Origin of the sequence: Candidatus Poriferisodalis sp. (genome assembly GCF_965205175.1) — a bacterium.
Classification (GTDB): Bacteria; Actinomycetota; Acidimicrobiia; order Acidimicrobiales; family Poriferisodalaceae; genus Poriferisodalis.
This window is the reverse complement of record NZ_OZ242038.1, coordinates 869,344-882,736: the sequence shown is the minus strand read 5'-3', so window position 1 is coordinate 882,736 and position 13,393 is coordinate 869,344. Positions and strand designations below refer to the sequence as shown.

Genomic DNA, 13,393 nt, shown 5'->3' with positions numbered 1-13,393 from the left:
GCGCTCGCGGCATCGCTACTGTCGGCGTGGCGACCTCTTCAGCCGGTTCGGAGCGGCCGGTGACTGCTGCGGACGGCGGCGGGTCGGGCAGGACGCCGGGCGCGATACTGATTGGCTGTGGCTGGAGGCGACGCAGGCGCTGACGCTGCAGGCCAGCACATGACAGGGGGGCACATGACACGTCGGGGCGGGCCGTCGGAAGCGGATGAGCGAGCGCGGGCGCTGTGGCGGGCTCGGGCAGTGCTCGATGAGCATGGGCCGCAGCACACCGACGGCACGTGGCTCGAAGAGCTGACGGTGGAGATCGGTCCGCGGCTGGCCGACTGGGATGTCGAGGTCGTCTACCCGTGGGCGCAGTGGCCCGAACGACTGCAGCATTTTCCGCACTCGACCGAGCAGGACACCGGAATCGACTCGGTCGCCGTCCGGCGTTCTGACGGTGAACACATCGCGGTGCAGTGCAAGTCGCGCCAGCTCGACGCCGAGGGCAGAGGCAACGACATCCACAAGAGCGAGTTCGACAGCTTCGCTTCGGCGTCCTCCAGTGCCTTCTGGTCGGAGCGTTGGCTGGTCACCAACGGCAGCGTGCAGCTCAGCGGCCCGGCCGAGCAGAACAACCAGAGTGCCGACGCGCCGGTGAAGCTGGTGAACCTGCGAGCTGACGTGACGAACGCGCTCTCAGCAGCCAGCGACGACACCGAGTGCGAACACTGCGCGGCCCAGTCGCCCGCGGATGCGCTGCCGCGGGCACCCAGCGGCGGCGCCAGCGACATCGGCGGCACCCCAGCAACCCCAGCGCCGCGCCAGACCCGTTCGTGCATGCAGCGCGAGGCCATCGAGGCCAGCGTCCGGCTGCTGCGCGAGCACGCCGAAACCGACACCGGCGGTCTGCCCGTCGGTCAGGCTCGGGGGCGCATCGTCCTGCCGTGCGGTACGGGCAAGACGCGCATCGCCCTGCGCATCACCGAGCAGCTGACCGACCCGGGGGAGCTGTCGGTAGTGCTGTGCCCGTCGATCGCCCTGGTCGCGCAGATTCGGCGCGAGTTCCTGAACCACGCCACCGCGCCCATGCGGGCGCTGGCGGTGTGCTCGGATGCAACAGCCGGCTACGACCCGAAGCGGGAAGACCGTGCCAGCCTCGACGACGACCCCACCCTGGACACCAGCAACGTCAGCGCCCACGACGTCAAGGGCCAAGTCACCACCGACGCCGACGAGATCGCCGCGTGGATTCGCCACGGTGCCGGCGGCAGCAGCGTCAACGTGATCTTCGGCACCTACCAGAGCGCTGGGCGCGTGGCCGCAGCCATCAGCGCGGCCGGCGCGGAGCTGCAGCTGCTGGTGTGTGACGAAGCGCATCGCACAGCGTCGCTGCGCCGCAAGCGCAGAGCCGCCGCCGACGCAGACGCCAAGCTGCGCGAGTTCACGCTGTGCCACGACCAAGCGGCGTTCCCAGCGCGCTACCGGGTGTACCAGACCGCCACGCCCCGCATCTACAACCACACGACGTCCACGCAATACGTCAGCCCGAGCGAGTTCATCGTGCGCTCGATGGACGACGAGACCACCTTCGGCGTCGAGCTGTACCGGCGCAGCTACATGGATGCGGTGGCCAACGGCTGGCTGGCCGACTACCGCATCATCGCGCTGGGCGTGAGCGACCAGCACGCCTATGACCTCGCCACCAACTTGGCTCGTGACGCTGCGGGGACGGGGCGCCACAAGCTCACCACCATCGATCACGTACGCGGTCTGGCGCTCGCATTGGCGCTGGCCGGCGGCACCCGCACCGACGACGAGCGCAGCGTCGCGGTGAACTCGTGCATCGCGTTCATGAACACGGTCAACAAGTCCAAGCACCTAGCCGAGAACCTGCAAACCGACGCGGTGCGCGACTGGCTGACGCATCGGCTCGACGGACGCGCGCCGGCCCCGTACACGCTCGAGCACCTCGACGCGTCCAGCAACGTCACCGCCCGCGACAACGCCAAGCGGCGGCTCGCAGAAGCCACCGGCGACGCTCCGCACGGCATCGTCAACGTCGGCATCTTCGGGGAAGGCACGGACTCGCCGAGCCTGAACGCCGTGGCGTTCCTGGAACCGCGCCGCAGCCCCATCGACGTGGTGCAGGCGGTGGGCCGCGCCATGCGTACCTCGCCCGACAAAGCGCTCGGCTACGTGATCTGCCCGATTCTGATCCCGCCCGCCGCCGACGCCGAACAGTGGCTCAGCACCGCTCGGCCCGAGGAGGGCTGGAACGAGCTCGGCCAGATTCTGCTGGCGCTGCGAGCCCACGACGAGCGCATCGAGAACGAGCTGGCCGGCCTGCTGCGCATTCACCTCCCGCCCGCCGCCGAGACGCCGCGGGTGTTCTCGCTGGTAGCGGTGCCGTCTCGTTCGACGGGACGGATCCGCTACGGCGAGCACATCGGGCCGCCGGACTCAGTATTCGACGACGTGGAAGCCGCTGCCGCAGGCGACGCGCCCTTGTCGGATCACGGCATCAGCCGCCTTGAGCCGGAACGGTGGGCGCCGGACGCCGCGCCGACGTTGGTGGTGGCAGCGATTCCGCCGCATGACGGCGACGCCGACGGCACGGTGCGACTGCGCCAAGACAGCGTGGAGCGTGACAAGCCCAAAGCGGGAGAGCCGCGCGGCGCAGTGAACGCGGAGAAGACCAAGAAGCTGGCCCGCAAGATGGTCAACCAGGGCGCAGGCAAGCCGGTGCCGACGCGCGCCGAACGGGCGGAACGTAAGCGTCGGCGTGCGCAGGAGCGCCACGAAGTAGAAGCCCAGCGGATGCTCAACCTGGTCGACAGCGCGGTGGGTGCCGAGATCACGGTGAACCTGCTGGCCAACTCGGGCTTGCAGCGCGACCGCACCGAACGCGACTTGAACATTCTGGAATCCAGCGTGAGCGAAGCCGCCCACCATCTGCGCACCGACGAACTGCAGGCCGCGCTCGACGCTCACTTCGGCCTCGACCAGCTCGCGGCGGACAAGCGCAAGAGCCAGGCCGACGGCTGCACCATTGCGGCGCTGCTGATGATGAACGCTGCCATGCTGCATCAGCGCATCGCCTCGGGCGCCTGGCTGCGCGGCGTGGAGCCTCTGGCGCTGGTGAAGAACGACCCGCGGGTGGTGGAGCGTCTGAAGCAGAACTGGCAGCGCATCACCCGGCAGGACTTTCTGCCGGTGATCGAGCCGGCGCAGGAGGTGGTGTTCGCCGCGGAGCGCACCGGCCGGCTGGCGGGCCTCGAACGCGCGGTGCGGCACCTCGCTGCTGAGGCCGAGCGCATTGCGGCCACCTACGCCGACATGGGCGCCGACCACGCAGGGCCGCTGTTCAACAAGGTGATGGGCAACCAGGCCTCCGACGGCGCGTTCTTCACGAGACCGCCGGCAGCGACCATCGCCGCACGCTTGGCACTCGACGCGTGCAGCCGCACCGGCCGGGGCGCCGGCGGCACCGACAGCACCGACACCAGCGGCAACGGCAACATTGGCGAGACTGGCGCAATCGTGCGCGGCCGCGGAGGTGGCAGCGACGGCACGGGCGACAGCGCAGGCCGCATTGCTGGAGACGCGGAGCGGGTGCCCGCCGACTGGAGCGACCCGCGGACATGGCTGGAGCACCGCGCGGTCGATTTGGCGTGCGGCAGCGGCACCTTGCTGGCTGCGCTGCTGACGGAGATGAAGCGACGCGCGGCCGCCGACGGCGCCACCGACGAACAACTGGCTGAGCTGCAGCGGCTGGCGGTGGAGGAGGTGCTGACCGGCATGGACATCAACCCGGTGTCGCTGCAGCTGGCCGCCACCCAGCTAACCGCCGGCAACGCCAACGTCAGCTACCGCCGCATGGGGCTGTACCAGATGCCCTACGGCCCCACCGCCGACTCGATGGTGCCCACCGCAGCGGGGACGCTGGAACTGCTCGCCGAAGAAGCGGTGCTGCCGGCGGCCGAAGCGCAGATGTTCGCCGCGGCCGCAAAAGGCACGGCACTGTCGATGAACCTCGACACGCCCGCCAGCCTGAAGGACCCCAACGTGCGGAGCGCAGCCGAGGCCGCAATGCGCTCCCGCATCGCCATCATGAATCCGCCCTACACCGAACGTGAACGGATGGGTCAGAAGTTCCCTGAGAGCATCCAAGTGCAGCTACGGCAACGCGTCGACGGTCTGGAACGGGCACTCGTGGCCGCAGATGCTGGACTCGCAGGCTTCGTCTCGAAACGAGCACTAGAGCCGATGTTCACAGCGCTCGCTGAACACTGCGTCGAAACAGCTCGGGGAGTACAAGTGATGATTCAACCCACCGTTGCATTGTCTGCACCTTCGAGTTGGATCAAGCGTCAAGTTCTCGCCCAGCGATTCGACCTCGACACCGTGCTGACCTGTCATCAGCCCGGCAACATCAACCTCTCCCAGAACACGAGCATCAACGAGAGCATCGTCGTGCTGCGCCGACGCGCGGACATCCCGGGTGCGGACGCGCGCGGTGGGAAGGCCGGTACTGGTAGGCAGCATCGCGCAGACGCGGTGACCCCCCCCCCCGCAAGACTGGCGGGGGCATCTGCGAGATGCACCGCCAGCGCGGTTCATCAGTCTCGACCGGCTACCTGCCGACGCCTCCGAGGTCGCAGCACTGTTCGAGGCCATCGACCGGCTGGGTTCGGCAGGGTCGGGCGTGCTGGCGGACGGTTGGGGCGAGGTGTCGCACTGGCCCGCGGAGCGCGTGCGACAAGGCGACTGGACAGCCGCAGCATGGCGCTCGCCAGAATTGGCGGACGCTGCGGCGTGCCTCGCTGCGGACCCGATGCTGCAACCCTTCGCTGAGTTCGGCGCCGCGTGTCATCTGACCCGTCCATCACTCGCGGTTTCCCACCGCCGCAGTCACGTCGACGGTGCCAATGCGTTTCCGATCCTCAAAACTAAAGGCGCTGAAGGCCAACTACGGATCGAAGGCACGCCGGACGAACACTGGATGTGGACCAAGCCCGGGCCATCTCCGGTGCTCAACAAGGCGGGCTACCTGCTCGTAACCGCCGGTCAAGACACCAGCACCGGACGGCTCACGGCGGTCGCGTCGGAGACCAACTACGTCGGCCACGGCTGGATGCCAATCACGGGATTGACACCTACCGCAGCCAAAGGCGCAGCGGTGTTCCTCAACAGCACAGTCGGACGGCTGCTCCTTCTTCGCAATCCTGGCCGCAAGCTGAATTTTCCGAACTACACACCGGCCACCGTCAACAGCCTCCCGATCTGCGACCTGACCGACCAGCGCATCTGCTCGACGCTGGCGGCGTGCTGGGAGGCGACCCGCGACATCGTGGTGCCGCAGTACCGCGACGGGGAGTGCGAGGTACGCGAGTTCTGGGATGCTGCGGTGTGTGAGGCGCTCGGCTGGGACGAAGCCGAGATCGCCGCGCTGCGCAAGCTGTTGCACCAAGAGCCTCACGTGCGCGGCCTCGGCTACAACCAGTACCGCGACTGAGCCCGCCGCGCCGATTCGCCGCGCCGACCAGCCCGCGCTGGGCCGCCCGGCAAACCGGGCGGCAGGCGAACAGCAGACGCAGACATCTGGCCCGCCGCCCGGCCCGCGCCACGGCCCCCGACCAACCGGGCGGGCAAACAGCAGACGCAGACGTCCGGCCCGCCGACCAGCTCCCGCCGCAACACCCGACAACCCGCAACCCGCGCACGCGGGCAAGCAGCAGACGCAAACATCCGGCCCGCCCCCCACGCCCCCGCCGGGCCGACCGAATAATCGCTGGACGAGACGCGCCGGCGGGCTGTACGTTGCTTGCATGGGCGGCGCCGAGATCGCGATGATCACACTGGCAGCATTCATCGGCATAGGCATAGTCGGGATGCTGTGGCAGGGTCGCGGCGTCAATGCTCAGTTTGCGGTGATGCGCGACGAAATGGCGTCGATGCGAGACGAAATGGCCACGATGCGCAGCGAGATGGCGTTGATGCGCGGCGAGATCGCTGCCATACGCGGCGAGATGCGCAGCGAAGTCGTCGCACTGCGAACCGAAATGGCCGCCATGCGTACGGAGTTGACCGACAAGATCGACAACCTGCGCGCCGAGCTCAAGAGCGAGATCGCAGCCTTGGACGCCGAGATGCACAAGCTGCACACCGAACTCAAGCGCGAGGTCGCAGCCTTGGACGCCGAGATGCACAAGCTGCACACCGAGCTCAAGCGCGACATCGCAGCGCAGACCGCACGCATCGACGCGCAGACCGCACGCGTCGACGCGCTGACGAAGCAGCTCGGAGAACTCAGCGGCCAGCTCGGAGAGTTCACCGGCCGTCTGGGCCGCGTCGAAGACCGACTCGACGTCGCGCCAGTCGCTGCGGTGTAGCAGCCGCGACGTTCGGCTGCTGGAGCGAGCAAATTCGATTGACCGCGGCCAAGGCCGGCGCATACGGTCGGGATCACACGCTGCGCCCGACGCTGACCGTTCCGCAGATTGACGAGAGGAATGCCCGATGACGAGTGACGCCAGCTTGAGCAGCGCCAGCCACGACGGCGCCGCCGACTACAGCAGCGGCCTCAGCGATGCCGCCGGGCAGCGGGCCCGCGAACCGGCGCGCAGTGCTGCGTGCGGAGGTGAAGCCGTGCATGGCGACTGGCGCCTCAGCGGCACAGACATCGCAGCAGCCGACTACGTCGAACAGGCACGCGAGTTCATCGAACGCAGCCGCGCCTACCTCGCCGACGACCAGCTGCACCAAGCTTCAGAGAAAGGCTGGGGTGCCGCCGCGCACATGGCCAAAGCCGTCGCCCTCACCCAAGGCTGGGACTACGAGACCCACGCGGACTTCAGCGTGGTTCTGAACAACGCCTACCGGCGGCTCGGCGACGAACGGATCCGCCTGCTGCGATCCGTCGCGAACGATCTGCACGGCAACTTCTATCGTCGCAAGCGTTTCCTCGACGCAGACATCATCGGCCGCGACCTCGAAAACGTGAACGAACTCGTGGACGCACTCACGCCGCTCGCCGCACCGGGCTGACCGCCTGAGCCCACAGCATCGGCTGCTTGCACGATGCCGCGCGCTGCGTGCGGACCGGTGGCGAGCCGGTCAGAAGTGCCACGGGAACTGCTCGAAGCTCGGATCTCGCTTCTCCAAGAACGCATCGCGGCCCTCGGCTGCCTCGTCGGTGCCGTAGGCCAAGCGGGTGGCTTCACCGGCGAAGACCTGCTGGCCCACGAGCCCGTCGTCGATCAGGTTGAAGGCGAACTTGGCCATGCGCTGAGCGGTCGGTGAGCGCGACACGATCTGCCGCGCCCATTCCAGCGCCGTCGATTCCAGTTCGGCATGAGGCACCACGCAGTTCACATCGCCCATCTCGAAGCGCTCCTGCGCGGTGTAGGTGCGGCCCACAAAGAAGATCTCTCGAGCGCGCTTCTGTCCGACTTGGCGAGCCAAGTACGCAGAGCCGAAGCCGCCGTCGAAGCTGGCGACGTTGGTGTCGGTCTGGCGGAAGCGGGCGTGCTCAGCCGAGGCGATTGTCAGATCGCACACCACATGAAGGCTGTGCCCGCCCCCGGCGGCCCAGCCGCTGGCCACGCAGATCACCACCTTGGGCATCATCCGGATCAGCCGCTGACACTCGAGGATGTGCAGGCGTCCAGTGCGGGCTGGGTCGATGTCGGCGGCGGTGTCGCCGTCGGCATAGCGGTAGCCGTCGCGGCCGCGTATGCGCTGATCACCGCCCGAGCAGAATGCCCAGCCGCCGTCGGCAGGCGCCGGGCCGTTGCCGGTCAGCAGCACGCAGCCCACGGCGGGCGTCTGGCGGGCGTGGTCCAGCGCCTGATACAGCTCGTCCACCGTGTGCGGGCGAAACGCGTTGCGCACGTCGGGGCGGTCGAACGCGATGCGCACGGTGCCGTGCTCGGCGCTGCGGTGGTACGTGATGTCGGTGAAGTCGAACCCGCCGACGGCGCGCCAACGCGACGGTTCGAAGATGTCGGAGACGTGGGACAGAAACGGCATGGGCAGCTCCGAGACCGGCGACAAGAGCGCGTTTGTGGCAGCGGTCGAGGACGAACAGGCGATGGGAACGAGTGGGCGGGTGGGTGGAGCGACAACCGCAGGTCGGGCGAGCGGTCGGCGGGCGCACGGTATTGGATCGCGGCCCCCGCCGGCTCGCAACCGGGGCAGCCGGCGGTGTGCGAGAATGCCGCCGGCCATGCACCAAGCAGCGACGGCATCGCCAGAACCAGCAGGGGGCACGCAGCATGAAGTTCGGACTCAGGTACTGCAACACCGGCACGTTCGCCACCGACACGGCGCTCGCGACCGAACTCGTGCAAGCGGGCGAGGCGGCCGGATTCGAGTCGGCGTGGACCGTAGAGCACACCGTCGTCCCCTCGGGCTACCAGTCGCAGTACCCCTACAGTCCGGACGGCAAAATGGCCGGCGGCGTGGAGGACTTGCCCTTGCCGGATCCGCTGATGTGGATGGCCTACATGGCGGGCGTCACCTCCACCATCAAGTTCGGCACGGGCATCTTGATCGTCCCCCAACACAATCCGGTGGTGTGCGCCAAGCAGGTCGCCACGCTCGATCACCTCTCGGGCGGACGGGTAGTGCTGGGCATCGGTGTGGGCTGGATGCGCGAGGAGTTCGAGGCCATAGGCGTGGGCGACCACTTCGACGACCGCGGGCGACGCACCGATGAGTACGTGGCAGCGATGCGGGAACTGTGGTCAGCCGATCGACCCACGTTTCACGGCGAGTTCGTACACTTCGACGCTGCGTACTGCAGGCCTCAGCCGGTGAACGGCACCGTGCCGATCATCGTGGGAGGCGACTCGCGTGTCGCCGCCCGCCGGGCCGGGCGCTTGGGCGACGGCTACTTTCCGGCTCGCGGCGCGCCGTGGGACCTGATCGACTTGGCCCGTCGCACCGCAGCCGAGCACGGGCGGGATCCCGATGCGCTGGAGATCACGGTGCAGCTGCCAGCGGATCTCGACGACGTACCGGAGCTGGCGCGTCGAGGCGTCGGCCGCATCGCGGTGCCGGTATCGCCGATGGCCGGGCTGGACACGGTCATCTCCACCCCCGACGACGCCAGCGCCTGGGCGCAGACCATCGAACGCTTCGCCGAGCTGTAGCAGCCCGCCGTCTGGTCAGTCAACGGAGCCTGAACTCGGCCAAGTCGTCGGCGGCGTACAGCTCGGGGAGCGCAACTTCCCAGTCGAGATACGCCTGCATGGCGGCGCGTGCCACGCAGGCGTCGTCTGGGTCGTAGGGCAGCGGCGGCTGCCGGGAACGCCTCGCCCGCTCGGCTTCGCCGTCGTCGCCGGCTGTCAACCCGGTGCATGCATCATCGCCGTCGGGAGCATCGCGCCCGTCGGGCAGCCAGTCGGGTTCGAGCACCCAAGCATCCCAGCCCATCTGCATCAGCCACGATGCCGTCATCGTCGCGCCGATGCCGTCGTGGTCCGCCAGCACCACCCTGCCACCCCTCGTGGCGAGATACTCATCGGTGGCCTGCACCAGCTGACCCCCGGGAGCGCTGGTGGCATCACGCAAGTGCCCTGCGGCGAACTCCTCGGGCGTGCGCACGTCCATCAGGTAGGTCGTGCGGGTGGTGTCGGCGCGCCACTCCTGTAGCCGAGCTGCATCGACGGTGCGAACCCCGCAGCGCTCAGCGACCGCTGCTGCCGCAGCCGACGCCCGCTGCCGCCCCTGCGCACTCGGTTCGGGGATCGCCTCATCGCAGCCGTGTTCCAGCTCGAACCCGGCCAGCTCCCAGCCCATCGTGCCGTCCTTCAGGGCCACCACCCGGTCCATGCCCGCTGCACGCAACGACTGCGCACCCATGATGCTGCGGGTCCGACCTGCGCAGTTCACCACCACCGTCGCAGCGTTCCCGGCAAGCTCGTGCATCCGACGCACCAGCTCGCCGCCCGGGCACGACCGGGCAGTCGGGATGCTCATGCGACGGAACTCTCGACCAGTGCGCGCGTCCACCACCGCCACGTCCCGGCCGTGCCCGTCTCGGCCCTCGGTGAGCCAGCTCGCCAGCTCGGTCGCCGGTACGTGAGGCGTGCCGAAGTGCGCCTCGACCAGTTCGCCGAACAGCTTGGAGGGCACGTTGATGCCCGCATACAGCTGACCGCCCGCAGCGGCCCACGCGTCGATGCCGCCGTCGAGCACCGCGATGTCGCTGTAGCCGAGGGCGGCAAGCCCGAGCGCGGCCGCTTCGGCTTCTCCGCCGCCGTCGTCGCACACCACCAGCGGCGTGCCGGCACGCGGGATGCGCGCCGCGGCTTCGAGCCGGACGTGACTCGTCGGCAGATTGGCCGCATACAGCAGATGTCGCCGAGCGAACTGCTCGGGCTGCCGGGCATCTACCAGCGCCAACTCGGTGCCGTCACCCCGCAACAGCCTGCGATGCAGTTCCTTCAGTGCATCTGCCGAGACCGCGCGGACCTCGGCCGTCGCGCTCGCCTCGCGGGTCGAGAGCCGTTCAGCGTGCGGTGGCGCCGGGCGGCACACCCGCTCAGGCAACGACACCAGCCCGATGGCCCAAGCGTGCCTCGACGATGTTCGTCACGTCCGAGAAGATCCGCCACTCGCCGGCGGCGGCATTCCAGTAGCGGCGCCCGGTCATGTGCTCCATGGCCAGCCCGTAGCAGTGGAAGTTGGTCGAGGCGCCTTCGATGTGAATCGAGTGCACGTCCTGGCCCAGCATCGCGACGCCGGTGCCGCACTCGACCATCTCGTCGCGAACCGCATGGGGTTCGCCTTCTCCCGCGCAACGGTCGTAGAAGCGGTTGAGTTCCTGGCCGCGCATGCCGACGATGACCGCCCACGTGGTGTGCTCGTGCGGAGGTGCTGACGTGCCATCGCCGACACTTTGGACATACAGCGCCAGTGAGCCGTCGTCCTGCTGGAAGAGCCGGTAGTTGGCCGAGCCGCGCCCGCCACCAGGGGGCGGGAAATCCTCGACGGGAAACAACTCCTCTAGAGCGGCCAACTCCAGCAGCCGTTCCTTGATGCGGTCAACGCCGGTGCGGTCGATGCCGCCGTGCTCGCGCCCATGTGCATCCATCTTGGCGATGTCGTCCATAGCGTCAGCGACCTCTGCCGCACGCCGGCGTGCCCTCGTGTCTGCTGCGGCGACGGCATCGGTGGCGCTCATAGCCGGCGTCCCAGCGCAGCCACGGGGAATGCCGTGGCGGTCAGCGTCCCTGCCACTGCGGCGGGCGCTTCTCAGAGAACGCCCGAGGCCCTTCGACGAAGTCGGCGCTGTCGATCATGGCCCTCACCGCCTCGTAGCGACCTTCATGTGCAGCGCGGACGCCGGTCTCGTTCAGGCCCTGCATGGCCGCCTGCTTGGTGGCCCGCACCGACATCGGCGAGCACTCCAGGATCATCCCCGCCCAGCGGCGCGCGCACGCGAGCGCCTCGCCCTGGGGCACCACCTCGGCGACGATGCCCAGTTCCTTCGCTTCGGCCGCAGGCACGTGACGACCTGTCAGCATCATGCTCATCGCACGCTTCAATCCGATGTGGCGCGGCAGGCGATGCACGCCGCCGGCCAGCGCAGCGAGGCCCACCCTCGGCTCGGGCAGTGCGAACCGTGCGTTGTCAGAAGCCACGATGATGTCGCATGCCAGCGCTATCTCGAAGCCGCCGCCCATCGCCACGCCGTTCACCGCCGCGATGACGGGCTTGTCGAGATTCCAGCGAGAGGTCAGGCCGCCGAAGCCCGACGACGGCATCGCCGAGCGGTCGCCGCCCTCGGCTTGGTAGCGCAGGTCGTTGCCGGCGGAGAACGCTCGGTCGCCCTCGCCGGTGACGATGGCAACCCAGAGGTCTGGATCGCTCTGGAACTCATCAAAGAGCAACGACATCTCGGCGTTGCCCGGCGGGTGCAGCGCGTTCATCCGCTCCGGCCGGTTGATCGTGACGACGAACAGATGTCCGTCGCGCTCCGCATTGCAGAATTCACCCATGGCAGCCGAATGTAGCGGTTGTGCTGCGTGCCGCGCTCGGCCCGCCGCTGAGCAGATGCCGCCGTGGCGAATGCAGGCCGACTGAAGCGCAGGCCGACAGAGGGTCCTGCGATGGACCTGTGCGATCCGGAAGATGTACCAATCGCGCGTTGCATTGAGGGGGGGGGGGTGGTAAATTCGCGAACGCGGGAGCGCGACGCGCTGCTCGCAGCCAGATGCGCAAATCCGAGCCACCGCACTCGCAATGCAGTGCAACTCGGCGCGCCACACAGTAAGCGGTCCGTGCCGGACGAGCGATCTGAGCAGAACCTCGACAACAAGGAGAGTGCATCAATGAACAATCCAGCGAAGGTGCCCGTCAAGCGCCTGACTCGGTGCCGGTTGATGTCGGTAGTGACTGTCGTTGCGGCGCTCTTGCTATCGGTGACTGCTGTACCGGCCGGTGCCAACGTCACGCCCGCACCCACGAACGTCACCGTCACAGCAGGCGATGTCGAAGCAACCATCAGCTGGACACTCGGCACCAGCGTCGCGTGCCCTCTGACGCACCAGTGGGTGCGAGTTACGAACGCTACAACCAGCGAGGCTGTCGCAGAGTCCGAGGATCTCGGAAACACCACGACGAGTTGGTTCGTGGACGAACTCACAGCCGGCACGACCTACGACGTCTACATCTGGGGACACCAAGGCGGCTCGTGCGGATACTCAGCTGCCGGCAGAGCCAAGTTCACGACTGCAGCCAGCACCTCTGGCAGTGACCCCACCGCGCCATCGGGCAACAAGCGGCGCAAGCCGCGCAACGTCGGCAGTCTCGCTGTTACCGACAGTGGCACCACGGCGACAGTGACGTGGAATGCACCGGCATCGGGGAACGGCAAGCGCTGCTCGCCACTCACGGAGTACAACTGGCGCTTGAGGAACATGACGACCAAAACCAGCACCTACCTCGTCAACAACATCGGTCACCAAACCGTTCAAAGCTCGACTACGGCGAATCTGACCGGCCTGACCGCCGGCAACAAGTACCGCATCACGGTCTACGTGAACAGCCGCTGCGGTTGGTCGACCGGCAGGTCACGAACCTGGACCCAGTAGTTCCGGACTCCGTCAAGATCCGGACCCAGTCAAGATTCGGACTTCATCCGCCGATCTGACAGACCGAACATCACGGTACGGCCGACAGGCCGCCTGCCGAAAATCAGACGACGAGTGGTGCCTCCCGCAGCATCTTGCGGGAGGCACCACGCATTTCTTGGATGCTCGGCGCAGGCGGACCTATTGCGGTACGAGCTGTGCCGCGGGTGCTTCTGATTCGTCCGGCTTGGCGGGCTCGATCGGCTCCGCCGGTCTCCCGGGCAGGTAGCTGACCTCGACGACCGTGCCCAATCACTCGCCACGATGCG

Annotated in this window: 10 protein-coding genes; 6 read left to right on the top strand and 4 right to left on the bottom strand. The window is 68.1% G+C overall.

Annotation, left to right across the window (positions count from 1 at the left end; translation table 11 throughout):
• Positions 1-174: 174 nt before the first annotated feature.
• The 4 genes from ACOGI4_RS03830 (at position 175) to ACOGI4_RS03815 (ending at position 7,029) form a co-directional block, all read left to right on the top strand.
• Positions 175-4,836, top strand: a complete 4,662-nt coding sequence (locus tag ACOGI4_RS03830; RefSeq protein ID WP_419842613.1) for a DEAD/DEAH box helicase family protein — start codon at positions 175-177, stop codon at positions 4,834-4,836.
• Positions 4,817-5,497, top strand: a complete 681-nt coding sequence (locus ACOGI4_RS03825; protein ID WP_419842612.1) for a hypothetical protein — start codon at positions 4,817-4,819, stop codon at positions 5,495-5,497. Before ACOGI4_RS03830 ends, ACOGI4_RS03825 begins: the two co-directional genes overlap by 20 nt.
• A 313-nt stretch (positions 5,498-5,810) precedes the next feature.
• Positions 5,811-6,374 (top strand): hypothetical protein, encoded by a 564-nt coding sequence (locus tag ACOGI4_RS03820; protein WP_419842611.1) that lies wholly within the window; start codon positions 5,811-5,813, stop codon positions 6,372-6,374.
• 127 nt (positions 6,375-6,501) lie between these two features.
• Positions 6,502-7,029 carry a PaREP1 family protein gene (locus tag ACOGI4_RS03815; RefSeq protein ID WP_419842610.1) on the top strand — a complete coding sequence of 176 codons (528 nt, stop codon included), beginning with the start codon at positions 6,502-6,504 and terminating at the stop codon, positions 7,027-7,029.
• A 69-nt stretch (positions 7,030-7,098) separates the two neighbouring features.
• Here ACOGI4_RS03815 and ACOGI4_RS03810 read toward each other — a convergent pair whose 3' ends face one another.
• Positions 7,099-8,013 carry a 1,4-dihydroxy-2-naphthoyl-CoA synthase gene (locus tag ACOGI4_RS03810; protein WP_419842609.1) on the bottom strand — a complete coding sequence of 305 codons (915 nt, stop codon included), beginning with the start codon at positions 8,011-8,013 and terminating at the stop codon, positions 7,099-7,101.
• Positions 8,014-8,258: 245 nt separating this feature from the next.
• Between ACOGI4_RS03810 and ACOGI4_RS03805 the strand changes: the two genes are divergently transcribed.
• Positions 8,259-9,137, top strand: a complete 879-nt coding sequence (locus tag ACOGI4_RS03805; RefSeq protein ID WP_419842608.1) for an LLM class F420-dependent oxidoreductase — start codon at positions 8,259-8,261, stop codon at positions 9,135-9,137.
• A 19-nt stretch (positions 9,138-9,156) separates the two neighbouring features.
• Here the strand turns inward: ACOGI4_RS03805 and ACOGI4_RS03800 are convergent, their stop codons facing one another.
• Genes ACOGI4_RS03800 through ACOGI4_RS03790 form a run of 3 tightly spaced genes read right to left on the bottom strand, consistent with a single transcriptional unit; the run spans position 9,157 to position 11,990 of the window.
• Positions 9,157-10,545: a rhodanese-like domain-containing protein gene (locus ACOGI4_RS03800; RefSeq protein WP_419842607.1), complete on the bottom strand. Its 1,389-nt coding sequence runs from the start codon at positions 10,543-10,545 to the stop codon at positions 9,157-9,159.
• Positions 10,532-11,173, bottom strand: a complete 642-nt coding sequence (locus ACOGI4_RS03795) for a cysteine dioxygenase (protein WP_419842606.1) — start codon at positions 11,171-11,173, stop codon at positions 10,532-10,534. Before ACOGI4_RS03795 ends, ACOGI4_RS03800 begins: the two co-directional genes overlap by 14 nt.
• Positions 11,174-11,213: 40 nt before the next feature.
• Positions 11,214-11,990, bottom strand: a complete 777-nt coding sequence (locus ACOGI4_RS03790; protein ID WP_419842605.1) for an enoyl-CoA hydratase-related protein — start codon at positions 11,988-11,990, stop codon at positions 11,214-11,216.
• 423 nt (positions 11,991-12,413) lie between these two features.
• Here ACOGI4_RS03790 and ACOGI4_RS03785 point away from each other — a divergent pair, with 423 nt between their 5' ends.
• On the top strand, positions 12,414-13,085 hold the full coding sequence (locus ACOGI4_RS03785) for a fibronectin type III domain-containing protein (protein ID WP_419842604.1): 672 nt from the start codon (positions 12,414-12,416) through the stop codon (positions 13,083-13,085).
• Positions 13,086-13,393 lie beyond the last annotated feature (308 nt).